The following is a 23,637-nucleotide window of genomic DNA, read 5'->3' as shown; positions in this document are numbered from 1 at the left end:
TCGCTTTAGGCGCGTGGCATGAAAACCCAACAGGTGTACGTAAGCCGCTAACGCGCCGTCGTACATCCAAATTTTTAGGAGTGAAAATGGCTGATCCCGCACGGGCTGCCAAGTTGGCGCAGCGGATTAAGGTTGTTGTTGCTGAGGCGTTGGGCCGGAGGGTTAAGGATCCGCGGCTTGAGGGCGTTACTGTTACCGATGCGCGTGTGACCAACGATCTTCAGCATGCCACGGTCTACTACACGGTGTTCGGTGACCAGCTGGTCCAGGCCGAGGCTGCCAAGGGGCTTGAGAAGGCCAAGGGTGTGCTGCGCCAGGAAGTCGGGCGGAACATCACCGTGCGGCTGACCCCGACGCTGGAGTTCGTGGCGGACCAGATTCCGGTCAACGCCTCGAACCTCGAGGAGCTGCTCCGCGCCGCGAAGAAGCGCGACGCCGAGGTGGCCGCACTCGCCGCCAGCGCCAAGCACGCCGGCGACGCCGACCCCTACAAGAGCGACACTCCGCAGGACGTGGAGCTCGACGAGGACGACTTCGACGAAGAGGACCTGGACCTCATCGACGAAGACGACGTCGACGAGGACAGCAACAAGTAGTCCAGCGTCGTTGCAGTCCTGAACAAAGCGTTTTGCACTAGGAAATGGCCGGCCCCCTTTTGGGGGACCGGCCATTTCTGTCTGGCTTCAGGGTCGATCAGTGGCTGTGCAGCTCCACATACACGACCTGGCCGTCGGGCGGGCCATCGGGTCCGGGCAGTGCGTTGGCGGTGGCGTAGACGGTGTTTCCGCGGAGGTCCACGTCGGCGGTGGAACCGGCAGCGAGTACCACTGTCTGGTCGCCCGAGTCCGGGTCGATCCTCAGGACGCCGTCGCCGAAGAGCGAGGCAACGTACATGTCGCCGTTGTCGGCCAGGGCGAGTCCCGTGGGCGACATGATGTCCTCGGCCACGAGCTCAACCTCGTCCCCGTCCGGGCTCACCTTGAAGATCGCGCCGCGGGCGCCGAGCGCCGGATCCTCCGGTCCTCCCGGGAGCGTGGTGACGTACAGCCAGCCGTCATGCCCGACGGCGACATCGGTCGGGACGGGCTCGAAGTCGTACGTCGATCCCACGACACAGTCCGGCAGGCCATTGGAAGCGGCAGCATCCGCGGTGATCTTGTAGGGCCGCGGCGGGAGTACCGCGACGGTCTTGGTCTTGCCGTTCCCGGCGTCGACGGAGACCACACTGTTGGCGCCGGCGTCCGCGACGTAGATGGTTTCCTCGGTGAGGGCGATGCCGTACGGGTGCGAATCAATTTCACCCTTGTAGGTCTCGGGCATGTCTGCGGGTAGTTGCGCCGCGCAGCCGTCCGGCAGACTCCGGAAGCCGTACCGGTTTGTCTGGTCGGCGTTGTGCTCCGTCTCCAAAGCGGCAAAATCGCCGAGGGTCCGCTGGTGGCCTTCTTCGTCGATGATTCGGATGTGGCCGGCCAGCTCGGCAGGGTCGGGACCGGCGCCCTGGCTCTCCAGGAAATACACCGAACCGTCCCGCTGGGCGTTGCCCGCCACGCTCCAGTCAGGGTTTTCGTAGAGAACTTGCTGGCTCCCCGCGGAGTCGACCCTGGTCAGCCGGCCGGCGAAGGACTCGCTCACCGTCACGGAGCCGTGGCGCCCGGCACTGAGGTGGAGCGGACCCACCAGCCCGCCGGTGAGCACAACGGGTTCCTTACCGCCGCTGTTCCCGGCGGTATTTCCGCCGGCATTCCCTCCAGGGGCTGCGCCGGCGGCCGTCCCTGTCGAGAGGAACACGGCTGCCGTGGCGGCCGTGGCTAGCAATGACAAACTCTTTCTCATGGTTGGCTCCCGTGGCGAGTGATGAAGTATCCACATCGTTGAGACCACTGAGACCGGTACTTTGGCGGCCGGAGAATTCACGGCGGCCCCCTAAAGCGGATATTAGGCCCTCGGCGGCGCAAAGTCGATGGCCCCTCGGCGAGCCAGGGTCGCCCCCAACCGACGGTGTTGCTGGCTATGATCGGACCATGGCCACGCCTCCCTCAGCTCCGGACATCAATCGCTTCCTGGATCAGGCGATCCGGCTCGCCGCAGGGAGTGTGGCTGCGGGCGGCGGACCGTTCGGGGCGCTGGTGGTCACTGCCGACGGGCGCATCCATGAGGGCGTCAACCGGGTCACGCGGGACAACGATCCCACGGCGCACGCCGAAGTGGTGGCCATCCGCACGGCAGCGGCGGCGTCCGCCAACTTCGACCTCAGCGGCGCCGTGCTGTATGCCAGCTGTGAACCGTGCCCGCTGTGCCTCGCCGCGGCCCTCTGGGCCCGTGTGGGCACGGTCTACTTCGCCGCCGACCGCCACGCGGCCGCCGCCGCCGGCTTCGACGACGCGCTGTTCTATGAGTATTTCGACGGGACCAGGCCGGACCTGATGCCGGTGCTCCAAACGGCTGTCCCGGCGTCGGACGCTCCCTTCCAGGCCTGGCGCAACAACCCGGACCGCATCGAGTACTGAGGCGGCGCCAGCGGGCAGCCGGGGACTTTGGACCCTATGCCCGCCCTGCGCAGGGGCGTCCCATGGAACCATGACTGCGGGGACTCGGGAAAGCGGCGGGCCGTGGCCTCCAGCCTGATCAAGTGCCCCCATTGCGGGAAGACCAACCGGATTCCCGCGGCGGCGGCCGGCCACCCGCGCTGCGGCAACTGCCGCCAGGACCTGCCCTGGATCGTCGACGCCGGCGATGCCGACTTCGCGGTCGTCGCCGAGCAGTCCTCGACTCCCGCCCTGATCGACTTCTGGGCCGCCTGGTGCGGACCTTGCCGCATGGTCAGCCCCGTGCTCGACAAGCTGGCCCAGGAACGCGCCGGCCGGGTCAAACTCGTCAAGGTCGACGTCGACAAATCACCGGCGCTCTCACAGCGCTTCGACATCCAGGCCATACCGACCATGATGCTGATCAGGGACGGCAAAGTTGTGGCCCGCCAGACGGGCGCTCCGCCGGCGGCGGCCCTGCGCCAATGGCTCGACGGCGCGCTGGCGCCGGGCCGCCCGTGACTGACCCAACGGTACGGAGACGGTGAGATGGCGAGAAGGAGGAGCTATGACGGAAATACTGCGCTATGAAGTGGGTTCCGGGACCGTGCTGGTCGAAGCCGCGGACAACAGCTTCGGCGTCGAACGGCCTGCACGGAACGAACAGGGGATCACGGACGCCGGGCGGCGGCTTGAAGATGCCCTTTCCGCCGTCCGGCCGGCGGCCACCGCGGCGGCGGAGGTCCTGAAGGAAGTCGGTGCGGAGCGCCTGGAGGTTCAGTTCGGCGTGAAGCTGGCCGGTCAGGCCGGGGCAATCATCGCGCAGAACTGCTCCGAGGCCCACTTCGTCGTCACGATGTCCTTCTCACACGCGCCCGCCGCGGCGCATCTGGCGCACGTGGCGCCGGAGGACGAGATCATGCTGTGACGCGCTGCGGGCCTGGAGGCGGTGCCTTCAGCGGCGCTTGCTCCGCGCTCCCCGGGCTCCCAGGCCGCCCAGGAACGGCGAGCCCACGCCCAACAGGAAGCCGAAGTCGTACCAGTTGCCCGCGCGGGCCGAGTTGTAGAACGGGAACTCGCTCCACTGCCCGAAGACGTGGACGATCAGCACGATCCACGCAGTGAGCCCGTTCCAGATGCCCCATAACAAGTCCTGCCACCACATATGAACCTCTCTGACCGAACCCGGAAACTCCAGTCCCGGCATGTCCCGGGACGGCACGCGAAGCGCACGCGTTGCGCTCAGGGTAGGCGCTGCGGGCCCCCGGCGGTAGGGGACTGGGGCCCGCCGGTCCCCGGCCTCAGGCCAGCCGGGCCGGGAGCCGGCCGAGGCCTTCCACCAGCTCAGCCTGGCTGCTGCACAGCGCAATCCGGATCCAGCCCTCGCCGATCGAGCCGAACGCGGTGCCGGGGGCGAAAGCCACCCCGGAGTCGGCCAGGAAGCGGCGGACCCACGAGCGGACGTCCCCGCCGCTGACGTGGGACACATCGGCCCAGAGGTAAAAGGCGCCCTGCGCCGTGAGGAACGGGATCCCCTTGGACTCCAACACCGCAGAGGCGGCGTCCCGGTTGGCCCGATAGTGCGCGTGGGCGTGGCTGACATAGTCCTGCGGGCCCGTGAGCGCGGCCAGCGCCGCGTACTGCGAAGGCGAGGCGACACAGGAGACAATCGCCTCCATCACGTTGTTCATCTTCTGCTCCAGGCCCGGCGGGCAGATCAGGGCACCGATGCGCAGGCCGGTGAGGCCGTAGGTCTTGGAGAGCGTGAGCGAGGTGAACACGCGGGCTTCGCCGGGGACGTCGCTGTCGAAGCGGGCCGGGCTCACATGCGGAACGTCGTAGGTGAACGCCTCGTAGCATTCGTCGGAGATGATCCACAGATCGTGGCGGACGGCCAGTTCAACGAGGCTGCGAGTGAGCTCCTCGCCCAGGACGGCGCCCAGCGGGTTGGACGGCGAGTTGAGGATCAGCACCTTGGTCCGCGGGGTGATGAGCTCCTCGATGTCCGCGATCCGGGGCTGGAAGTCGTGCCCGGGGTAGAGCGGATACTGCACCGGGACGGCGTGGAGCAGGCTGCTGGTCATGGCGAACGTGGGATAGCCCGGATTGGGGATCAGGATTTCGTCGCCGGGGGAGAGCAGCAGGCTCATCGCGAAGTGCAGGCCCTGCTGGGCGCCGTCGACGACGTACACGCGGTCCGCCCCGACCGGCGTCGCATTGTGCTCGCGGAACCTCGCGGCGAACGCCTCGCGCAGGGCCGGGATGCCCGCGTTGGGGGTGTAGTTCGTTTCGTCGCGGTCCAGGCAGGCCATCCCGGCCTCGAGGATGTGGCGGGGGACGGCGAACCCCGGTTCCCCGATGCTCAGGACGATGGCGCCGGGAGTTCCCCAGGCGGCTTCGGTGATCTCGCGGATCTGGTTGATGGGGACGTCGCGGACGTGGGCGGCAAGCTCGGGCATGTCTGCCATCCTAGCCGCCGTGGCCAGCGGCGGCGGGGGACGTGCGCGGCCCCCGCGCAGGGGGCGGCTCCGGCGCAGATATACTGGGGAGCGTGCTTTCTGGACTGGTAATAGTGGACAAGCCGCAAGGCTGGACCAGCCACGATGTGGTTGGACGGATGCGGCGGCTCGCCGGTACCCGAAAGGTGGGCCACGCCGGAACGCTGGACCCCATGGCCACGGGCGTCCTTGTGGTGGGCATCAACAAGGCCACCCGGCTGCTCACCTACATCGTGGGCACCTCAAAGACCTATACGGCCACCATCCGCCTGGGCGAATCAACTGTCACCGACGACGCCGAGGGCGAGGTCACGGCCACCCGCAGCGCCGCCTCGGTCACCGAGGAAGCGGTGCGCGCCGGCGTCGCGGCCCTGACCGGGGAGATCGAACAGGTTCCCAGCAGCGTCAGCGCCATCAAGGTCAACGGCGAGCGCGCCTATGCGCGGGTCCGGTCCGGCGAAGAGGTCAAGCTGGCCGCCCGGCCGGTCACCATCCACCGCTTCGAGGTGCACGGGCTCCGTCCGGAGCGCGGCGGTGAGGCACTGGACGTGGATGTCCTCGATGTGGATGTCACCGTGGAGTGCTCTTCGGGCACGTATATCCGGGCGCTAGCCCGCGACCTTGGCGAGGCGCTCGGCGTCGGCGGCCACCTGACGGCGCTGCGCCGGACCCAGGTGGGCCCTTACACGATTGACCAGGCCCACACCCTCGAACAGCTCGCCGAAGAGCTGGACGTGCTGGAAATGTCCCAGGCCGCCCGGGCGCTGATGCCCAACCGAGAACTCAGCGACGAAGAGACCACGGAGATTTCCTTCGGCCGCAGGATCGCCGCCGGCGCGGCCGCGGGGACTCCCGGTGCAGCCACGCCGGAGAATCCGGCCGCCGGCTTCGCCCCGGACGGGACTCTTGTGGCGCTGCTCGCTGACAAGGGCAGCTACGCCAAACCGGTGCTGGTCTTCGCGCCGGACAACGAGAAGCGCGCTCCGAAACCCCCGACAGCGGAACAGCAGGCCGGGCAGTAGTGGACGCGTATTTTTACATCATTTTGGTGGTCGGGCTGGTCTCCACCGTCATCTGCCTGGCCGCGGGCATCCTTAAGAAGGCGCCGAACGACACAACCATCCTCTCGGTGGCCGCCGTCGAACTGTCACTGCTGGTGTACCTCGTCGGTTCAATCGTGCGGGTCGCGGCCGGGGAGCAGATCGCGGGGGAGCCGTGGGAGTTCTGGGGCTACCTGTTGACCGCGCTGCTGCTGCCGGTCGGGGCGGTGTACTGGGCCATCCTGGAACGCACCCGGTGGAGCAACTTCGTGCTGGCCGCCGTCGGCGTCACCGCCCTGGTGATGGCGGCCCGGATGAATCAGATTTGGTACTGACGTGGAAGAGGCAAAGAACGTGACGGCGAAACCTTCGAACGAGGACATCGGAACGACGCCGGGAGCGGTTGCGCCGGACAACGGCTCTGCCGGCGTCCCTGGCGCCGCCAACGTCTCCGGGTCCGGAACTGTCGGTTCCGACGCTGCCGGGTCCGGAACTGTCGGCGCCAACGCCGCCGGTTCCGACACTGCCGGTTCCGACACCGCCGGTTCCGGAGCGGTCGGCGCCAACGCCGCCAGTTCCGGCACGGCCGGTTCCGGAACTGTCGGTTCTGGCCCGGCCGCGACTCCGGCAAGCGCTTCGGCGGCGCGGGACACGCGCAACACCGGCCCCGGCCGGCTCCTGATCGCCGTCTACGCCGTGTTCGCGATCTCGGCGACAGCGCGGGCGGGATACCAGATCCTCACCAAGTTCTCCGAAGCCCCCCTGGCCTACCTGCTGTCGGCGTTCGCCGCCGTCGTCTATCTCGTGGCGACAGTGTCCCTCGCGAAGTCCGGCCGCACATGGTTCAAGGTGTCCGTCGCGGCTGTGCTCGTGGAACTCGTGGGCGTGCTGGTGGTCGGGGCGCTCAGCGTGTTCGACTCCGTGAACTTCCCGCATGAGACCGTCTGGTCCTTGTTCGGCCGCGGTTATGCGTTCATCCCGCTGCTGCTGCCGATCCTGGGCCTGATCTGGCTGTACCGCCGTCGTCCCGCCCCGAAGCAGGCCTAAGCGTCCTCGTCCGCACGCTCGTCCGCGAGCTGGTCCAGTTCCTGGAACAGCGTGATTTGGAGCCCGGCAGGGCCTTTCAGCCGTGCGTTCAGCGAGCGCCACGGTGTTTCCCGCGGCTTCGCGATCAGTGTGCCGCCTGCTTCCACGAGGTCCCGTGCCGCTGATGCCGCGTCGTCAACTTCGAAGGCAACCCGGATCCGGGCGCTCGGCTGACCGTCAGCTTCCACCTGGTCGATGTATTTGACCTGCGCGGGGTTGGAGAGCTCCAGAGTGGCCCGGCCCGCGTCCAGGATCGTGGTGCGTGCGTCCCCCTCGCTGGGGACCACCTCACGTTCCACGAGTCCGAGGACATCCCGGTAGAAGGTCTGGGCGGCGTCGAAGTCCTCTGTTTCGACGACGAGGCGCAGTTGCCGGACGGGAGGCGGGGCGTGATTTTCGGTGGTCATACCGGAACCTTAGGACGGATGATTCCTGTGCGGAATGCCCGCTTTCCCTCGCTGCCGCCCGGGCGGATGTTTGGGCTCAGTCCGTCCCGGCGTCAGACCCGGTGAGTCTGCGGCGAAGGCCCGGCCAGGCCGCGCCGAAACCGGGGTGCAGCTCCTTGCCGGCGACGTGCTCCACCGGAACCCACTGCAACTCCAGGCTTTCCGGGTCGCTGATTTCCGGGTCGAACGCTTCCACAACTTCGACGGCGACAGTCGTGTAGGTCCAGTAGCCGACGTCGAACACCGACGTGAACAAGACCCGGACGTTTTCCGGCGGGACGGCAGCTTCTTCCTTCGCCTCGCGCAAGGCGCCGTGGACCGCTTCTTCGCCTTGGTGCAGGGCGCCGCCGGGGAGTCCCCAGGTGCCGCCCTGATCGCTCCACAGGGCACGGTGCTGCAGCAAAATGCCCTTCCTGGGGTCGTGAACCAGCAGCCCCGCCGAGCCGAAGCGCCCCCAGAACCGTCCGCGGTCGCCCTCGACCCAGGCATCACCGGGGTCACGGGGACCGAGGGGACGGCGCAGCTCCACAGGAAGCTCCGTGGAATGAGCTGCGCCGGGTCGAGAGGTTTGGGGGAGCGCGTCGTCGGGTAGGGCCGCGCTGGAGGTCGGGGCAACAGAGCTGTCCATGCCCTCAGTGTGCCACGGGCACTGCTCGTCCTTGGAGAAGTGTGACCCCGCGGGACTGGCCATCAAACGGGTCGCGCGCGGGGTGGGCGCGGCGGCGGCCGTCCGCCAGCAGCGGGCGGATTCCTGATTTCGGCGTGCGATGGTTCTTCCCACAAATCATCCACCCATGTGTCGAAGGCCTCCTTCGAATAGAAGTGGAGGCAATTCCGAGAGGCGTTGGATTGTCCCGGGACCTCCGGTGCCCTCCCGGTTGAGAGGGATGGATGGCAGTCCGGCGTTCCGGGGTCGGCGCTGGTCGCTCAGCCCGCATTGCTTGCCGAATCCAGGCCTATCGACATCTGCGCCGCCGCTCCGGTCGGGGTTCGCAGCGGAAAATCCAGGTCCATCCATTGAGTTATCCACATAGGGGAATTAACTGCAGTCACCAGCGCTGGAACCGGGAATCATTGGGAGTAGCCCCACGAGCCAGGGCAGCGGATCACGCACCGGAGCCCGGTGATGGCAGCTTCTGATCACGCGAATATCTATTGGAATAACTGCCAGTTCCGGCCTCCCGGAACGTTGCAGCCTCAAGGAAGGACTCGGCCGTGACAGCCAGTGAAGATGTGATCCTTCCACGCGAGGCGGTTGCCGTGGACCGCGCTCTGGAGACTGCCCTTGCCCTGCTGCGCTCTTGCACCGCGACGGCCCTGCCGGATGCAGCGCTGTTCGGGGTGACCGAAGCCGCGGACTTTGCCGGCCGCGTGGAGGAGCTGTCGCGCGTGGCCGACTTCCTGCAGCTTGTGGCCGCTGGGGCGGTCGACCGGACCCGGAGCCAGGCAGCTGCCGGAGCGAGGACCGCCGCTGCGACGTTTGGTACGGACGCGCCCGCCGGCTGGTTGACGGGCTGGAACACCGCACCGGGCAAGCCTGCGGGAGTCGCGCCGGACTCGACCTGGAACGAGCAGGAAGTCATGGATCCTTCGCCGGGATGGGTGGACGACGGATACCGGAACACCGCAGAATTCCTGCGGGCGCGGCTGCGGATCAGCTCCGTGGAAGCCAGGCGCCGCCTCGCCCTTGCCGCGGATGTTCTGCCGCGCACCGGCATGTCAGGCCAGCCCCTGCCTGCCGCGAGGGAAGAACTCGCCGCGGGTGTTGCCGCCGGGGACATCGCCTCACGTGCAGCGTCGATCATCTGCCTGTCCCTGGAACGGGTCCGGCATGTGTGCCCACCCGAAGCAATAGCCAGCATGGAGCATGCCATAACCCGGACAGCGGTAGAGAACGACCAGGACTTCCTGACCAGGATGTCCCAGCGCTGGACGGACGCCTTAGACCAGGACGGCGCGGAACCCAGCGAGCAGGAGTTGCGCCAGCGCCAGGGCGCCTTCATCCGACGGGCACGTCGTGGACTGCACCACGTGGAAATCTTCGCCACAACAGACCAGCTCGAACAGTTGGTCACGGTCATGAACGTAGCCACCAACCCGCGGACCGGCGCCCTATCCCGTTCCGACGCGGGCTCGGACGCGGCGGCCGCTGCCTCAACCGGGTCCGATGCCGCCGCCGATACGGACGCCGCCGCCGCAACCGGGACCGATGCCGGATACGCGGACGCCGCCGCCGCAACCGGGACCGATGCCCGGTACGATGCCGAAGCTGATGCCGCCGTCGACAGCGCTGCTGAGGCCGCCCCAGCCGAACGTCTGGATCAGCGCACCCGGCCCCAGCGGCTCCTTGACGGCCTTGTCGGAGCCTGCAAGGCAGCCCTCGCAGCCGGAGACCTGCCGGCCGCGGGAGGCTTGCGTCCGCAGGTAATGGTCACCATTGACTACCGCGACCTGCTGGAACGGGTCGGAGGAACCGAGGCGGAAGCCCGCGGTCCGGGCTCCAACGTAGGAACGCTGATGTTCACCGGCCCTGTCACCGCCTCGACAGTGCGCAAGATCGCCTGCGACGCCGACCTCATCCCTATTGTGCTGGGCGGACAAGGCCGGATCCTCGACATCGGCCGCACGTCGCGGGTCTTCCCGCCGCACATCCGTAAGGCCATCACGGCGCGTGACCGGGGCTGCGTCTTTCCCCAGTGCACCATCCCGGCGCCCTGGTGCGAGGCCCACCACATCGACTATTGGTCCCGCGGCGGGAGCACCGGGACCGGCAACGGAGCGCTGCTCTGCTCGCATCACCACCACTTGATACACAAAGAGCAGTGGACCATTCAGCTGCGAAGCGGCGTTCCATGGGTTGTCCCGCCACCGCACGTTGATCCGAGCCAGGTGCCGCGGCGGAACCGGTTCTTCCGGCTTGAGTGAGGCCGTCGGTGCGAGAAACAGTCGGGCGGTGTCAGCCAGTTGGGGTGGAGGCTCTGAAGGGGAGCGGCTCGCCGACGCCGAATGGAACCGCACCCTGCGCCGGACTTTGGGTCAGCCAGCCGTTCTCGTGCTTGCCGGCGTAAATCAGCATCCGCTGGCTCCGCCGAAGCCGATCGCCGTCCGGTTAGGAAACTCCTGCGGAGCACGTCACCGGCGTGGATGCGATGCGGACCGGTGCTGGACCGGGATCACCTTTGAGGACGGTCTCGACCTCCAGGACATGGTCGTTCGCCTTGTAGCCGTAGATGAGTGTCTCGCCGTCCACCCGAACGGGCTTGCCGATCAGGACGAGGGCAGCCTGATCGACCTGCGCCTGAGGCGTCCCGAAGTGGATCCAATCGACGCAAGTCTCGGACGTTGTGGGCAGCAGAGCGCAACCACCCACCAGGCCGCACGTCAGAAGTCCCACGCTCGCCGCTTGCCAAGGTCTTCGCATGCCCAGAACATATCCGTCGTGGCAACCGCGGTCTACGGGAGAGCTGATTCGTGCACGGGGAGGACGAACGCGGGCGGCGGGCTCAACCTGGACTAGCGGAACTGCGCAAAGACTCTTATCGGTTCGGGGCGGAAATCGGAGCCCTCGATGAAGCCGAGGGCCTCATAGAAGGCGCGCTGTCCGGGCTCGTTGTCCGTGAGCAGCACCATTTGCCGGACGTGCCCGTAACGCGCCCGCACAGCTTCCAGCAGCGCGCGGCCGGCACCGGATTTCTGGAATGCCGGATCCACCAGGATGTCCTGCACGTAACAGATCGTCGCGTCGTCCGAGACCGCACGGGCCAGCCCAACCAGCCCGCCGTCGGGAGCCCGGACCGTGACAACGAAGGAAGATCCCCGGATTGCGCTGACGAGCACATCGGGTTCCCGGGTGTAGGCGGTCCAGCCCACGGACTCGTACAGCGACAGCACCTCGGAATCGGAATCAGGTGGACCGGCAAGGACCGTGAACTCTGGCATCGGATCAGTGTCGCACACAGGCATTCCCGACAACCCGGGCGGAAGGTGCTAGCGTATCGCCGATGCGCTAGACGGGGCCGGGCCTGCGTGGCGCCAAATCCAGGGGGACGAACCATGAACACATCCGTGAACGCCGCCGTGAGTATCCGCCGGTGCACGGCGGCCGATCTTGCGGCGCTGGACCTGCACGAACCTCCGAACGCGAGGATCGCCGCAGGCTTCCTGGACCGTCAGACTGCCGGGGATCTGATCTATGCCACGGCGTGGACCGGAGAGACCCCGCACGGCGGGGCGGTGCTGGATTTTTGTGCCGGACCAGTCCCTGAGCTCAAGAATCTCTTCGTGTATTCCGGGAGCAGGAGAGCGGGGATCGGCCGGGCGCTTTGCCTCTGGCTCGAGGAACAGGCGAGGCTGGCAGGACGCAGCGGCGTCATCCTCGGTGTCGAGCCCGGCAATACAGCAGCCCGGAATCTCTACGAGGACCTTGGCTACCGGGCCACCGGCGACGTCTCGACTCATTCGTATGAATATCTGGATTCGGCAGGCTACCGAAATGTCGCCACGGAAACGGCTGAAATGTATCTCAAACCACTGGCAACCCCCAGGGAAGCTGCCGCTCCCGGGGAAGCTGACGCTCCCGCGGCGTTTGACGCCCCGGTGGCTGCTGACGCTCCCGGGGAAGCTGACGTTCCCGGGGAAGCTAACGTTCCCGCGGCGTTTGATGCCCCGGTGGCTGCTGACGCTCCCGCGGCGTTTGACGCTCCCGGGGAAGCTGACGCTCTCGCGGCCGTTGACGCCCCTGAGGAAGTTGGTGCTCCCGCGGCCGTTGGCGCTCCCACTGCCTCCAAACCAACCCAGGCCGCACCTTCCCGGGTCCTCTTCTACGGCGTGACGGGCAGCGGCAAGTCGTCCGCCGCCCGCGCCTACGCGCAGGCCACGGGACTGCCTGAATTCTCGGCGGACGATGACATCGGCTGGCTGCCCGGGTGGCAGCAGCGCACTGTCGAGGAGCAGAGGGACATCGCCGCCGCGATTGCGTCCAAGGACCGCTGGGTGCTGGACAGCGCCTACGGGGTCTGGCGGGACGTTGTGCTGCCGCGGGCGGAGCTCGTCGTCGGCCTGGATTATCCGCGTTGGCTCTCGCTGACCAGGCTGGTCCGCCGCTCGCTCCGGCGGGCTTGGACCCGCGAACCCGTCTGCAACGGCAATTCCGAAACCGTGGCCCGGCTCTTCGCCGAAGACTCGATTATCCGCTGGCATTTCCGGTCGTTCGCTAGGAAGCGGCAGGTCATGCGGGGCCTCGAGGTCAACGCCGATATGCCGCCGGCGATCCTCTTCCGCCATCCCCGGCAGCTTGACGCGTGGCTCGCGCAGTTGCCGGAGCAGTGGCCCGCCGAGTCTGCGGGTGCCGGGCGGGCCGAAAGCCTCTGACCGCACGACGGCGGAGGGTGGCTACGCTGGATTCATGGCTGGACTCAAGGCTCCACGCGGCCTGCCGGAGGATGAACGAGCTTCCCTGCTAAGGGCCGTGAAAGCATTCCACACCTTTGCGTGGTTCACCATTGAGGCCTGCATGGTCTACGTCCTGTATGCCGGTGCCCGCGGCCGCACCGACCGGAGAGTGGGTCTGGCAGCCGGCGTCGTGACCGCCGAGACCCTCGTCTTTGCCGCCAACGGTTTTCACTGCCCGCTGACCGCCGTGGCCAAGGACCTGGGCGACGAGACGGGCTCTGTCACCGATATCTACCTGCCGCGGTGGCTTGCCAAGAACCTCCCGGGCATCCACGTTCCACTGATTCTGGCAGCCGTGCTGCTGCACTGGCGCAACTACCGGGCGGGCAGCGGCGCCACTGCGAGGAAGGTCCCCGGCGCCGCACGCGTCAGCCCCGGCGGTGCGCCCGAAGCGGCCGGGTACAGCTAGAGCAGAGGGTTACCGTTGAGATCGACGCGGAAGTCCTCGATCACCTTGTTTGTGGCCGTATCGATGATGATCACGGAGTCTGCAGGCCAGGACGGGTCGGGAACGACGGTGTAAGGAACATCCGGAATCAGGGTCGCCCGCCCGGTGTCGTTGATCTTCCGGCTGAAGGCATCCACTACCTTGTTGGTCCGGGTGTTGATGGACACTGTTTCCTGGGGGAGGCCCGCAGTGTTGCCGCTGGCCGGCGTTGCGTTCCACCAGCCTTCATAGCCGCCCACGGCCGATTCCGACGACGCCGTCGTGGACGTGGGTGTGGACTCCGGCAGAGTTCCGGCTGCTTTAGCCGAGCCGCCGCAGGCGCTCAGCGACACCCCGGCCGCAAGAATCACACCAACGGCGCCAAGGCGCCGTGCTCCAGCTTTGTATCCCAAAATGATGTCCCCCAACATCGTTCGCCGCCGGAGATCCCCGGCGCGGATGGGGACGACCCTACCAGCCCTGTCACCTCACGGAGCGTGCACAGGAACCGTGGCCCGGGCCAGGTATCAGCCCGGCGACCGCCCGCGATCGGCCGGCGGCTGCCCGCGACCGGCGCCGCCGTGACCGCCAGGCGACCGCCCGGCGACCGCGACCGACGCCGCCGTGACTGCTCGGCGACTGACGCCCAGTGCCCGCCCTACTTCTTGCCGAACAGACCGCCCAGGATCCCGCCGAATCCGTCAGGGCCCTCGTCCTCATTCTTACGCTCCGCCGGCTGGCTCTCGGGGAGGTCGACGTCGATCACCTCACCGGGGCGGCGCGTCGCCAGTCGGCTGGCCCTGCGGGTAGGCCGGAGGCTCCAGCGGCGAATCCTGTCCGGCGTCCGGAACGGCCGCCTGCGAGGACGGCTGGCCCCCGCCGAACAGCCCGCCCAGCAGGTCTCCGAGCCCGCCCATCCCGCCGGCGCCGCCGGCAGCAGCGCCGCCGCCCAGGATCCCGCCCAGAATTCCGCCGAGGTCAATGCCACCCGCCCCGGCCTCACCGGCGCCCCCAGCCCCAGCCCCGGACGACTGCCCACGGCCGCCGAGGACCTTGTTGGCGAGGTAGGACATCACGATCGGGGCCAGGATCGGCAGCAGCTTCTTGATCAGGTCGCCACCCACGCCGCCGCCCACGCCGCCCAACTGGGACGTCCCGGCCAGTTGGCTTGCCACCTGGTCCTGCTGCCCGCCGAAGACGTGGCTCACGATCTTCTCGCCGTCCGCTGTATCCACTTGAGAGACATCCACCCCGCCCTCCAACAGCCCGTCCTGGTGCTGGCTGAGCGCTGACTCCAGCGAGGCGGCGCCGTCGGAGGCCTGCGCGTTGTTCTGCATACCGGCCAGCAGCGTGGGCACGGCTGCCTCCACAGCGGTCTGGGCGGTCTGCCGGTCGGTGCCGAGCAGTCCGGCAATCTGGTCCATCGGAATCTGCCGCAGGATGTCTTGGAGCTCGCTCATGGGTACTCCTTCAGCCGCAGCTCAGTGCGGCCTCGCTGGAAGCGGCGCCTGCACAGACGCCGTCGGACGGTTGCCCTTGCATCGTAGTCCGGCTGTCCCCGACGCGAAAGGACGCTGCCGGGGCCGGGCAGCGCCCGTCGGGGGCAGGCCGCGATTGCGGGTAATCTAGGAGAGTTCCGGGGCCGACTGGGTTCGCCGGAAGAGCACATGGCAGGAAGCAAAAAGGCGAGGTTGATGGTCCACATCTGGAACGATCCGTCCGAAGTCCCAGCGGACTTTGGTCCCTCCGTCGTTACCTTTGGCAACTTCGACGGTGTGCACCGGGGACACCAGCAGGTGCTCTCGCAGCTCATCCGGGTCGCCCGCCTGAACCACGCCCGGGCCGTCGCCATCACCTTCGACCCGCACCCCGCGCAGGTCCACCGCCCCGAATCCGCCCCCGAACTGATCATGGGCCTGGAAGACAAACTGGCGGCTCTCGGCGAGCTGGGCCTCGACGCCGTGCTCGTAATGAAGTACTCCCTTGAACTGGCCAGCCTCACTCCCGAAGAATTCGTCGCCGACGTCCTGGTCGGCAGCCTCAAGGCAAGCCACGTGGTGATCGGCCACGACGCCCGGTTCGGCCGGGGCAACTCCGGCGACCTGGAGACCATGCAGGAACTCGGCAAGAAGCTCGGCTTCGAAGTGCTGGTGATCAGCGAGTTCGGCTCCGAAGGCTTTCCCATCCACGGTGAACTGCACGACGACGGCGGCAAGGACCGCCGCTGTTCCTCCACGTGGGTGCGCGAGGCACTGCGGGAGGGCGACGTCGCCACTGCCGCCGCCGTCCTGGGCCGGGCCCACCGGATGCGCGGAGAGGTGGTCCACGGCGCCGCGCGCGGCCGCGACCTCGGCTTCCCGACCGCCAACCTCGCCGCCGACGCCAGCGGCTACATCCCGGCGGACGGCATCTATGCCGGCTGGCTCGTGGACGCGGCTGGCACGCGATGGCCCGCCGCCATCTCCGTCGGCTCCAACCCCACGTTCTACGGCGTCAGCCGGCAGGTGGAAGCCCACGTGATCGACCGCCCGGAAGAGGCGGTCGAGGACTTCGATCTGTACGGCCAGACAGTAGTCGTGGAATTCGTCGCCCGGCTGCGGGGGATGGTGGCGTACCGTGGCCCTGAGGCGTTGGTGGACCAGATGCGCCTGGACGTGGTCCAGGCCCACAACATCCTGTTCGCGCGCTAAACCGCGGGGCCGGGCCCCATAGCTGGACCGCTGTACCAAACCGTTGGGCGTCACCGCTGAGATGATTCAACGGCCGGGTTCGCAGGCCGGTCCGCGCAGAGATTCACAGCCATTTGGCAAGGAAGGCAAGACTGTGACCATTGAGAAGAATACAAGGGAGCTGGACAAGGAAATTGTCCGCGACTTCAGTTCCCGGATGAGCTACGCGTCCTACCTGCAGCTGCCGACCCTGCTGAGCGCCCAGCAGCCGGTCAGCACCCCGGAGCACCACGACGAGATGCTGTTCATCATCCAGCACCAGACCACGGAACTGTGGCTCAAGCTGGTCCTGCACGAGCTCCGCAGCGCCGCCGCCTGGCTCCGCTCCGACGACCTCGGGTCCGCCCTGAAGGCCATCGCGCGGGTCAAGCACATCCAGAAGACCCTCACCGAGCAGTGGTCCGTGCTGGCCACCCTCACACCCACCGAGTACTCACAGTTCCGTGGCTTCCTGGGCAATTCGTCGGGCTTCCAGTCCAGCCAGTACCGCGCGGTCGAGTTCCTGCTCGGCAACAAGAACCGCAAGATGCTGCCGGTGTTCGAATCCGACCCCGAGGCCCACGCCATGCTGTTGGAGCTCCTCGAATCCCCGAGCATCTACGACGACTTCCTCGCCTACCTCAAACGCCAGGGCTTCGACGTTCCCGCGTCGCTGCTGGAGCGGGACGTCACCCAGGCGCACGAGTTCTGCGCCGAACTGGTGCCGGTGTTCAAGTACATTTATGAGAACGCGGCCGACAACTGGGGCGCCTACGAAGCCTGCGAGGAACTCGTGGACCTCGAGGACAACTTCCAGCTCTGGCGCTTCCGGCACCTGCGCACGGTGCAACGCACCATCGGCATGAAGTCCGGCACCGGCGGCTCCAACGGCGCTGCCTTCCTGCAGAAGGCACTCGAGCTGACCTTCTTCCCCGAGCTTTTCGCAGTCCGGACGGAGATCGGCCAGTGAGCGCGCTGACCCCGCAGACGGCAGGCACCGCCGAAAACAACAACAACAACAACAACACCGACGCCCTGCTGCAGCGCGCCCGGGAACTCGACGCCGCCGATCCGCTGGCCGCCTACCGGGACCACTTCATCGGCTCGGACACGGAGCTGTCCTATCTGGACGGAAACTCCCTCGGGCGGCCGCTCAAGCGCACCGTCACCGATGTCGGCACCTTCATCCAGGACAGCTGGGGCGGGAGGCTGATCCGCGGCTGGGACGAGGAATGGCTGGAACTCCCGCAGGCCATCGGTGACCAGCTCGGCAGGGCCGTCCTCGGCGCCGCTCCGGGGCAGACCATCATCGCCGACTCCACCACCGTGGTGCTCTACAAACTGATCCGCGCCGCCCTCGCCGCGGTGACGGACCCGGCCCGCACCGAAATCGTCCTGGACACGGACAATTTCCCCACCGACCGCTACCTCGTCGAGGGCATCGCCCGCGAAGAGGGCCTCACGCTGCGCTGGATCGACGCCGACCCCGCCTCCGGCGTCACCGTCGAGCAGGTCCGGGCCGCCACCGGCCCGGCCACCGCCGTCGTCGTCCTCAGCCAGATCGCCTACCGGTCAGGGTTCCTCGCGGACCTTCCCGCGATCACCGCCGCCATCCACGACGCCGGCGCCCTGGTGGTGTGGGACCTGTGCCATTCCGCCGGTTCGGTGGAAATCGCCCTGGACRCTGCCGACGTCGACTTTGCCGCCGGCTGCACCTACAAGTACCTCAAYGGGGGACCGGGCTCGCCCGCCTTCGCCTACGTGAACGCCCGGCACCTGCCGGGCCTGCAGCAGCCGATCTGGGGCTGGATGGGCCGCAAGGACGCCTTCGAGATGGGGCCCGGCTATGAGGCCGCTGCCGGAATCCGCGGCTTCCTCAGCGGGACCCCGGCGATCTTCGGGATGCTCGCCATGCGCGGCACCCTGGACCTGCTGGAGGAAGTGGGCATGGCCGCAGTCCGGGAGAAATCGCGGTTGCTGACCGCGTTCGCCGTCGAACTCCACGACGCCTGGCTCGCGCCGGCGGGCGTTGAACTCTCAACGCCGCGGGATCCAGAACTGCGCGGCAGCCACATCACGGTGGACCACCCGGCGTTCCGGGAGATGACCGCGGCGCTGTGGGAACAGGATGTCATTCCGGATTTCCGGGCGCCGCAAGGCATCCGGATCGGGCTGTCCCCGCTGAGCACGTCCTTCGCCGAGCTGTACCGCGGCGTGGCCGCCATCCGCGAACGGCTGGCGGACGGCGCGTCCGGGCAGCCGTAAGGCCCGCCGTTTCGACAAGTTCAGCGGCGTGCCGGTAAACTAAAGGTTGGATCCGGCTGCAGTCCGTGGCGGCTGGCTCTTGTTGTGCACGGGAAAGGTTCTCCTTGGAGGGCGGACCCGGCGCGGCACCCCCGGCAGTGAGTTACTGATTCGGGCCTCACGGCACATCTCTAGGAGTTATCGTGGCACTTGAAGCCGCTGTAAAGCAGTCCATCATTCAGGATTTCGCAACGTCCGAGGGCGACACCGGTTCGCCGGAGGTCCAGGTTGCAGTCCTGACTCAGCGGATCAAGGATCTCACTGAGCACATGAAGGTGCACAAGCACGATTACCACACCCAGCGCGGTCTGCTGGCCATGGTTGGTCGTCGCAAGCGCATGCTGACCTACCTCAAGAACACTGACATCACCCGCTACCGTAAGCTCATCGAGCGCCTCGGCCTGCGCCGCTAGTCAGCTCTAAGGGGCGGCCCCTTCCGGACCGGAAGGGCCGCCTCCTTCAAATAAAACTCAACAGGAGGATCAACCGCATCACGCATTCGCGGTCCTCGGTAGTGATCCCCGGGAACGGCTTCAAGGAACGAAGCCTTGGCCCGTGGGTCTCGATCGATGACCGGGTGCAGTGCAGGCCAGTAGACAGATGCTGGGCTGGGTTGATGCGGCTGGGCTCCGTGAACCATGAAACGGAGGTGACTCTCTATGGAGGGTCCCGAAATCCAGTTCTCAGAAGCAGTCATTGACAATGGCCGCTTCGGCAAGCGTGTAATCCGCTTTGAAACCGGCCGCCTTGCCAAGCAGGCAGCCGGCGCAGCGATGGTCTACATCGACGAAGAGACCGCGCTGCTGTCCGCAACCACCGCCGGCAAGCACCCGCGTGAAGGTTTCGACTTCTTCCCGCTGACCGTCGACGTCGAAGAGCGCATGTACGCCGCCGGCCGCATCCCGGGCTCGTTCTTCCGCCGCGAAGGCCGTCCCTCCACGGAAGCCATCCTGGCCTGCCGCCTCATGGACCGCCCGCTGCGCCCCGCGTTCGTCAAGGGCCTGCGCAACGAGGTCCAGATCGTCGTCACCGTGCTGTCCATCAACCCGGACGAGCTCTACGACGTGGTCGCGATCAACGCTTCCTCGATGTCCACCCAGCTCTCCGGCCTGCCCTTCTCCGGCCCGATCGGCGGCGTCCGCGTTGCCCTCGTCGCTGACGAGAACGGCTCGCAGTGGGTTGCGTTCCCGAAGCACTCCCAGCTTGAGAACGCCGTCTTCAACATGGTTGTTGCCGGCCGTGTTGCAGGTGACGACGTCGCCATCATGATGGTTGAAGCCGAAGCCACCGACAACTCCTGGAACCTCATCAAGGAACAGGGCGCCACCGCCCCGACCGAAGAGGTTGTCTCCGAGGGCCTCGAGGCTGCCAAGCCGTTCATCAAGGCACTCTGCGAAGCACAGTCCGACCTGGCAGCCCGCGCCGCCAAGCCGACCGTCGAGTTCCCGGTCTTCCTGGACTACCAGGACGACGTCTACGCCGCCGTGGAGTCCGCTGCCGCCGACAAACTGGCCGCTGTCTTCCAGATCGCCGACAAGCAGGAGCGCGACACCGCCTCCGACGAGCTCAAGGACGAGGTCACCTCTTCCCTGGCCGGCCAGTTCGAAGGCCGCGAGAAGGAGCTGTCCGCAGCGTTCCGCTCCGTCACCAAGCAGGTTGTGCGCCAGCGCATCCTCAAGGACCAGATCCGCATCGACGGCCGTGGCCTGACGGACATCCGCCAGCTCACCGCCGAGGTTGAGGTTCTGCCCCGCGTCCACGGCTCGGCCATCTTCGAGCGCGGCGAGACCCAGATCATGGGTGTCACCACGCTGAACATGCTCAAGATGGAACAGCAGATCGACTCGCTGTCTCCCGTGACGCGCAAGCGCTACATGCACAACTACAACTTCCCGCCGTACTCCACCGGCGAGACCGGCCGCGTCGGTTCCCCGAAGCGCCGCGAAATCGGCCACGGTGCCCTCGCAGAGCGCGCCATCATGCCGGTGCTGCCGAGCCGCGAGGAATTCCCCTACGCCATCCGCCAGGTGTCTGAGGCTCTCAGCTCCAACGGTTCGACGTCGATGGGTTCCGTCTGCGCCTCCACGCTGTCCCTGCTCAACGCAGGTGTGCCGCTGAAGGCCGCTGTTGCCGGTATCGCCATGGGCCTGGTCTCCGACCAGGTTGACGGCCAGACCCGTTACGCCGCCCTGACCGATATCCTCGGCGCCGAAGATGCCTTCGGTGACATGGACTTCAAGGTTGCCGGTACCTCCGAGTTCGTCACGGCCATACAGCTGGACACCAAGCTCGACGGCATCCCGGCCTCCGTCCTGGCGGCCGCCCTGAAGCAGGCCCGCGAAGCCCGCCTGCACATCCTGGACGTCCTGAACTCCGCGATCGACACCCCGGACGAGCTCTCCGAGTTCGCGCCGCGCGTCATCGCGGTCAAGATCCCGGTAGACAAGATCGGCGAGGTCATCGGCCCGAAGGGCAAGATGATCAACCAGATCCAGGAAGACACCGGAGCCGACATCTCGATCGAGGACGACGGAACTGTCTACATTGGCGCCACCAACGGCCCGTCTGCCGACGCAGCACGGTCCGCGATCAACGCCATCGCCAACCCGCAGATCCCGGAAATCGGCGAGCGCTACCTAGGCACGGTCGTCAAGACCACGACCTTCGGCGCCTTCGTTTCCCTGACCCCGGGCAAGGACGGCCTCCTGCACATCTCCGAGCTGCGCAAGATCGCCGGCGGCAAGCGCGTGGACAACGTCGATGACGTCGTCTCCGTCGGACAGAAGATCCAGGTGGAAATCACCAAGATCGACGACCGCGGCAAGCTCTCCCTGTCGCCCGTTGTGGCTGACGAGGCGGGTTCTGAAAGTGCTGACGACGCTGAGGTCTCCCTGGAGTCCGCAGAGTAGTCTTTCCTGACCCAAGCAGCGGGGCCGGTGGATCATCCACCGGCCCCGCTGCCGTTAAAGGCAGGTAGGATTGCAGGCAGATTTGGCACGTTTCCCGGAACGGATTTATTGAAAGGCCTTGATGACTGTCGTCCCCCTGCCGCTTGAGCAGAACCAGCACGCTGACACCCTGATCCACGGAGCCGACGGCGGTTCCGAGGTACGCCGTTCGGTCCTGCCCGGCGGCGTCCGTGTGCTGACCGAGGCGATGCCCGGCCAGCGCTCGGCCACCATCGGCTTCTGGGTGGCCGTAGGCTCCCGCGACGAGGCGCCCGGGCAGCACGGCTCCACCCACTTCCTGGAGCACCTCCTGTTCAAGGGCACGCAGCGGCGCACGGCACTCGAGATCGCCTCGGCCTTTGACGAGGTGGGCGGGGAATCCAACGCCGCCACGGCGAAGGAGAGCACCTGCTACTTCGCCCGCGTGCTGGACACCGACCTTCCCATGGCGATCGACGTCATCGCGGACATGATCACCGGCGCCGTGCTGGACCCGCAGGAGATGGAGCAGGAACGCGACGTCATCCTCGAGGAAATCGCGATGGACAGCGACGACCCCACCGACGTCGCCCACGAACACTTCGTGGCCGCGGTGCTGGGCACCCACCCGCTGGGCCGCCCGATCGGCGGCACCCCGGACGCTATCCGCGCCGTCGCGCGGGACTCGGTCTGGGACCACTACCGCCGCTACTACCGCCCGGACGAGCTCGTTATCACCGCCGCCGGGGGACTGGACCACGACGTCGTCTGCGGACTTGTGGTGGACGCCCTGCACTCCGCGGGCTGGAGCCTGGAGCCCGACGCCGCCCCGGTACAGCGCCGCTCCACGGACCGGGCCGCCATCACCGGCACCGCCGGCCTGCACGTGGTCAAGCGCCCGGTGGAACAGGCCAACATCATCATGGGCTGCCCCACGATCGTCGCCACCGATGACCGCCGCTTTGTCATGAGCGTGCTCAACGCCGTGCTCGGCGGCGGCATGTCCTCCCGGCTGTTCCAGGAAGTCCGCGAGAAGCGCGGCCTGGTGTACTCGACCTACTCCTTCGCTTCCTCCTACGCCGATGCCGGCTACTTCGGTATGTACGCCGGCTGCACCCCGACCAAGGTCCGCCAGGTCCTTGAGCTGCTTGGCGCCGAACTCGACAAGCTGGCTGAAGGCGGCATCTCCGACGAGGAACTGCGCAAAGCCGTCGGGCAGCTGTGCGGCGGAATCGTGCTGGCGCTGGAGGACACCGGCTCCCGGATGTCCCGGCTGGGCCGCGCCGAACTGGTCTCCGGCGAATACCAGGACATCGACGAGACCCTGCGCCAGATCAAGGCCGTGACCGCAGCGGAGGTCCAGGAGCTCGCCCGCGAGCTCGCGGCTGCACCGCGGACCGTCACCGTGGTGGGCCCCTTCGAGGAAACCGAGACGTTCGGCCTCTGACGCCCGGCCCCCCCGCAGGCCCGTACCGGCCCGGTGGCCAAGCCCCCGCACCGGCCCGGTTGCCAGGCCCGCTCCGGCTGTCAGGCCCGCACCGGCCCGGGCGCCCGGCCGGGCGCAGGTGGGCCAGCCCGCACCTAGCCCGCGCGCCCGGCCAGGCCCGGGGTGACGGGCCCGCACCTAGACACGGCAGGCGGCGCCGCGTGATGATGGGGACGGGCTCACTCGGGAGGATCTCCACTGGGGAGGACCCTGGAAGGAAGACATGGACCGGCCGCTGCCAGGCAGTGCACACGAGGCGCTCGAGGCGTTCCTGGGGCGCTGGACTGGAACCACGCAGTGGCAGGCCACGGCCTGGGGGCCGGCGCGGGCCGCCGACGTCGAACTGACTTTCGCCCGTGCCGCCGCGGGGCTGGCCGTCACCCACAGCTACCGGCATACGGAGGCTGACGGCGCCCGGTCAGAGGGCCACGGGGTGTTCACCATGGACCCGGACCACCCCGACACGCTCTGGTACCACGTCAACAGCATGGGCCTGCCCCCGGAAGCGCCGGCGCGCGCGAGCTGGCTGGAGGGCACCCTCACCATGGAACGCCGCAGCGACCGCGGCACGTCCCGGCATACCTTCCGGGTGGACGACGGCGTGCTGACGCACAGCGCCGGGCTCCGGCTGGGGGCCGCGAGCGAATTCACACCCTTCATGACCTCGGTCTGCCGGCGCGCAGCCGCGGAGGCAACCGTCCCCGCCTGAGGTTCCCAACACGCGCCGTGGCCCGACTCG

At 67.5% G+C, this 23,637-nt stretch carries 25 protein-coding genes and 1 pseudogene; 17 read left to right on the top strand and 9 right to left on the bottom strand.

Annotated features, from left to right (window positions below; translation table 11 throughout):
• Window positions 1–86 precede the first annotated feature (86 nt).
• Window positions 87–596: a 30S ribosome-binding factor RbfA gene (gene rbfA / locus AB4Y67_RS09365; RefSeq protein ID WP_056432514.1), complete on the top strand. Its 510-nt coding sequence runs from the start codon at window positions 87–89 to the stop codon at window positions 594–596.
• Between the two features lie 97 nt (window positions 597–693).
• On the opposite strand, the gene AB4Y67_RS09360 is transcribed toward rbfA, so the two are convergent.
• Complete coding sequence (locus AB4Y67_RS09360) at window positions 694–1,815, bottom strand: ScyD/ScyE family protein (RefSeq protein ID WP_441405498.1); 1,122 nt, start codon at window positions 1,813–1,815, stop codon at window positions 694–696.
• 206 nt (window positions 1,816–2,021) lie between these two features.
• Here AB4Y67_RS09360 and AB4Y67_RS09355 point away from each other — a divergent pair, with 206 nt between their 5' ends.
• The 3 genes from AB4Y67_RS09355 to AB4Y67_RS09345 all read left to right on the top strand — a co-directional run bounded on the left by AB4Y67_RS09355 (window position 2,022) and on the right by AB4Y67_RS09345 (window position 3,453).
• Entirely contained in the window at window positions 2,022–2,507 is a 486-nt protein-coding gene (locus AB4Y67_RS09355) for a nucleoside deaminase (protein ID WP_441405497.1), read from the top strand.
• A gap of 102 nt (window positions 2,508–2,609) precedes the next feature.
• Window positions 2,610–3,047 (top strand): thioredoxin, encoded by a 438-nt coding sequence (gene trxA, locus AB4Y67_RS09350; RefSeq protein ID WP_441405496.1) that lies wholly within the window; start codon window positions 2,610–2,612, stop codon window positions 3,045–3,047.
• Between the two features lie 46 nt (window positions 3,048–3,093).
• Window positions 3,094–3,453 carry a CU044_2847 family protein gene (locus tag AB4Y67_RS09345; protein WP_441405495.1) on the top strand — a complete coding sequence of 120 codons (360 nt, stop codon included), beginning with the start codon at window positions 3,094–3,096 and terminating at the stop codon, window positions 3,451–3,453.
• 27 nt (window positions 3,454–3,480) lie between these two features.
• Here AB4Y67_RS09345 and AB4Y67_RS09340 read toward each other — a convergent pair whose 3' ends face one another.
• Together AB4Y67_RS09340 and AB4Y67_RS09335 are read right to left on the bottom strand one after the other, a co-directional pair.
• Entirely contained in the window at window positions 3,481–3,690 is a 210-nt protein-coding gene (locus tag AB4Y67_RS09340; RefSeq protein ID WP_441405494.1) for a hypothetical protein, read from the bottom strand.
• A gap of 136 nt (window positions 3,691–3,826) precedes the next feature.
• Window positions 3,827–4,984, bottom strand: a complete 1,158-nt coding sequence (locus AB4Y67_RS09335) for a pyridoxal phosphate-dependent aminotransferase (RefSeq protein WP_441405493.1) — start codon at window positions 4,982–4,984, stop codon at window positions 3,827–3,829.
• 92 nt (window positions 4,985–5,076) lie between these two features.
• Between AB4Y67_RS09335 and truB the strand changes: the two genes are divergently transcribed.
• From truB to AB4Y67_RS09320, 3 genes and pseudogenes are all read left to right on the top strand, one after another.
• A complete protein-coding gene (gene truB, locus AB4Y67_RS09330; protein WP_441405492.1) occupies window positions 5,077–6,045 on the top strand; it encodes a tRNA pseudouridine(55) synthase TruB in 969 nt (322 codons plus the stop codon).
• The gene (locus AB4Y67_RS09325) at window positions 6,045–6,398 is read left to right on the top strand and encodes a hypothetical protein (RefSeq protein WP_441405491.1); all 354 of its coding nucleotides are present in this window, start codon (window positions 6,045–6,047) and stop codon (window positions 6,396–6,398) included. The genes truB and AB4Y67_RS09325 overlap by 1 nt, the downstream gene beginning before the upstream one ends.
• A gap of 310 nt (window positions 6,399–6,708) precedes the next feature.
• Window positions 6,709–7,110 (top strand): annotated as a pseudogene (locus AB4Y67_RS09320) (hypothetical protein); the annotation flags it as partial.
• Here the strand turns inward: AB4Y67_RS09320 and AB4Y67_RS09315 are convergent.
• Window positions 7,107–7,556 (bottom strand): VOC family protein, encoded by a 450-nt coding sequence (locus AB4Y67_RS09315; RefSeq protein WP_441405490.1) that lies wholly within the window; start codon window positions 7,554–7,556, stop codon window positions 7,107–7,109. The pseudogene AB4Y67_RS09320 and the gene AB4Y67_RS09315 overlap by 4 nt on opposite strands.
• A 76-nt stretch (window positions 7,557–7,632) precedes the next feature.
• A complete protein-coding gene (locus AB4Y67_RS09310; protein ID WP_441405489.1) occupies window positions 7,633–8,223 on the bottom strand; it encodes an NUDIX domain-containing protein in 591 nt (196 codons plus the stop codon).
• A 587-nt stretch (window positions 8,224–8,810) separates the two neighbouring features.
• On the opposite strand from AB4Y67_RS09310, the gene AB4Y67_RS09305 reads away from it, so the two are divergent.
• A complete protein-coding gene (locus tag AB4Y67_RS09305) occupies window positions 8,811–10,520 on the top strand; it encodes a DUF222 domain-containing protein (RefSeq protein ID WP_441405488.1) in 1,710 nt (569 codons plus the stop codon).
• Window positions 10,521–10,704: 184 nt separating this feature from the next.
• Here the strand turns inward: AB4Y67_RS09305 and AB4Y67_RS09300 are convergent, their stop codons facing one another.
• Together AB4Y67_RS09300 and AB4Y67_RS09295 are read right to left on the bottom strand one after the other, a co-directional pair.
• Window positions 10,705–10,989: a hypothetical protein gene (locus AB4Y67_RS09300; RefSeq protein WP_441405487.1), complete on the bottom strand. Its 285-nt coding sequence runs from the start codon at window positions 10,987–10,989 to the stop codon at window positions 10,705–10,707.
• Between the two features lie 119 nt (window positions 10,990–11,108).
• Window positions 11,109–11,534, bottom strand: a complete 426-nt coding sequence (locus tag AB4Y67_RS09295; RefSeq protein WP_441405486.1) for a GNAT family N-acetyltransferase — start codon at window positions 11,532–11,534, stop codon at window positions 11,109–11,111.
• 114 nt (window positions 11,535–11,648) lie between these two features.
• Between AB4Y67_RS09295 and AB4Y67_RS09290 the strand changes: the two genes are divergently transcribed.
• Window positions 11,649–12,965: a GNAT family N-acetyltransferase gene (locus AB4Y67_RS09290; RefSeq protein ID WP_441405485.1), complete on the top strand. Its 1,317-nt coding sequence runs from the start codon at window positions 11,649–11,651 to the stop codon at window positions 12,963–12,965.
• Window positions 12,966–12,999: 34 nt separating this feature from the next.
• On the top strand, window positions 13,000–13,455 hold the full coding sequence (locus AB4Y67_RS09285; RefSeq protein ID WP_441405484.1) for a hypothetical protein: 456 nt from the start codon (window positions 13,000–13,002) through the stop codon (window positions 13,453–13,455).
• Here the strand turns inward: AB4Y67_RS09285 and AB4Y67_RS09280 are convergent.
• Both AB4Y67_RS09280 and AB4Y67_RS09275 read right to left on the bottom strand, forming a co-directional pair.
• Window positions 13,452–13,886, bottom strand: a complete 435-nt coding sequence (locus AB4Y67_RS09280; RefSeq protein WP_441405483.1) for a hypothetical protein — start codon at window positions 13,884–13,886, stop codon at window positions 13,452–13,454. The genes AB4Y67_RS09285 and AB4Y67_RS09280 overlap by 4 nt on opposite strands.
• A 354-nt stretch (window positions 13,887–14,240) precedes the next feature.
• Window positions 14,241–14,933, bottom strand: a complete 693-nt coding sequence (locus AB4Y67_RS09275) for a DUF937 domain-containing protein (RefSeq protein ID WP_441405482.1) — start codon at window positions 14,931–14,933, stop codon at window positions 14,241–14,243.
• Between the two features lie 234 nt (window positions 14,934–15,167).
• Between AB4Y67_RS09275 and AB4Y67_RS09270 the strand changes: the two genes are divergently transcribed.
• The 7 genes from AB4Y67_RS09270 to AB4Y67_RS09240 all read left to right on the top strand — a co-directional run bounded on the left by AB4Y67_RS09270 (window position 15,168) and on the right by AB4Y67_RS09240 (window position 23,607).
• Window positions 15,168–16,163 carry a bifunctional riboflavin kinase/FAD synthetase gene (locus tag AB4Y67_RS09270; RefSeq protein WP_441405606.1) on the top strand — a complete coding sequence of 332 codons (996 nt, stop codon included), beginning with the start codon at window positions 15,168–15,170 and terminating at the stop codon, window positions 16,161–16,163.
• A gap of 133 nt (window positions 16,164–16,296) precedes the next feature.
• Window positions 16,297–17,151 carry a tryptophan 2,3-dioxygenase gene (gene kynA, locus AB4Y67_RS09265; RefSeq protein ID WP_441405481.1) on the top strand — a complete coding sequence of 285 codons (855 nt, stop codon included), beginning with the start codon at window positions 16,297–16,299 and terminating at the stop codon, window positions 17,149–17,151.
• A gap of 5 nt (window positions 17,152–17,156) precedes the next feature.
• The gene (gene kynU, locus AB4Y67_RS09260; RefSeq protein ID WP_441405605.1) at window positions 17,157–18,446 is read left to right on the top strand and encodes a kynureninase; all 1,290 of its coding nucleotides are present in this window, start codon (window positions 17,157–17,159) and stop codon (window positions 18,444–18,446) included.
• Between the two features lie 182 nt (window positions 18,447–18,628).
• Window positions 18,629–18,898: a 30S ribosomal protein S15 gene (gene rpsO, locus AB4Y67_RS09255; protein ID WP_224049119.1), complete on the top strand. Its 270-nt coding sequence runs from the start codon at window positions 18,629–18,631 to the stop codon at window positions 18,896–18,898.
• Between the two features lie 246 nt (window positions 18,899–19,144).
• Window positions 19,145–21,394, top strand: a complete 2,250-nt coding sequence (locus AB4Y67_RS09250) for a polyribonucleotide nucleotidyltransferase (protein WP_441405480.1) — start codon at window positions 19,145–19,147, stop codon at window positions 21,392–21,394.
• A 121-nt stretch (window positions 21,395–21,515) separates the two neighbouring features.
• On the top strand, window positions 21,516–22,859 hold the full coding sequence (locus AB4Y67_RS09245; protein ID WP_441405479.1) for a M16 family metallopeptidase: 1,344 nt from the start codon (window positions 21,516–21,518) through the stop codon (window positions 22,857–22,859).
• Window positions 22,860–23,121: 262 nt separating this feature from the next.
• Complete coding sequence (locus tag AB4Y67_RS09240; RefSeq protein ID WP_441405478.1) at window positions 23,122–23,607, top strand: DUF1579 domain-containing protein; 486 nt, start codon at window positions 23,122–23,124, stop codon at window positions 23,605–23,607.
• The last annotated feature ends 30 nt before the right edge of the window (window positions 23,608–23,637 follow it).

This window comes from Arthrobacter sp. YAF17, assembly GCF_052113365.1.
GTDB lineage: Bacteria > Actinomycetota > Actinomycetes > Actinomycetales > Micrococcaceae > Arthrobacter.
Note: the sequence above shows the minus strand (reverse complement) of the source record. Positions and strands in the feature narration are given on the sequence as shown.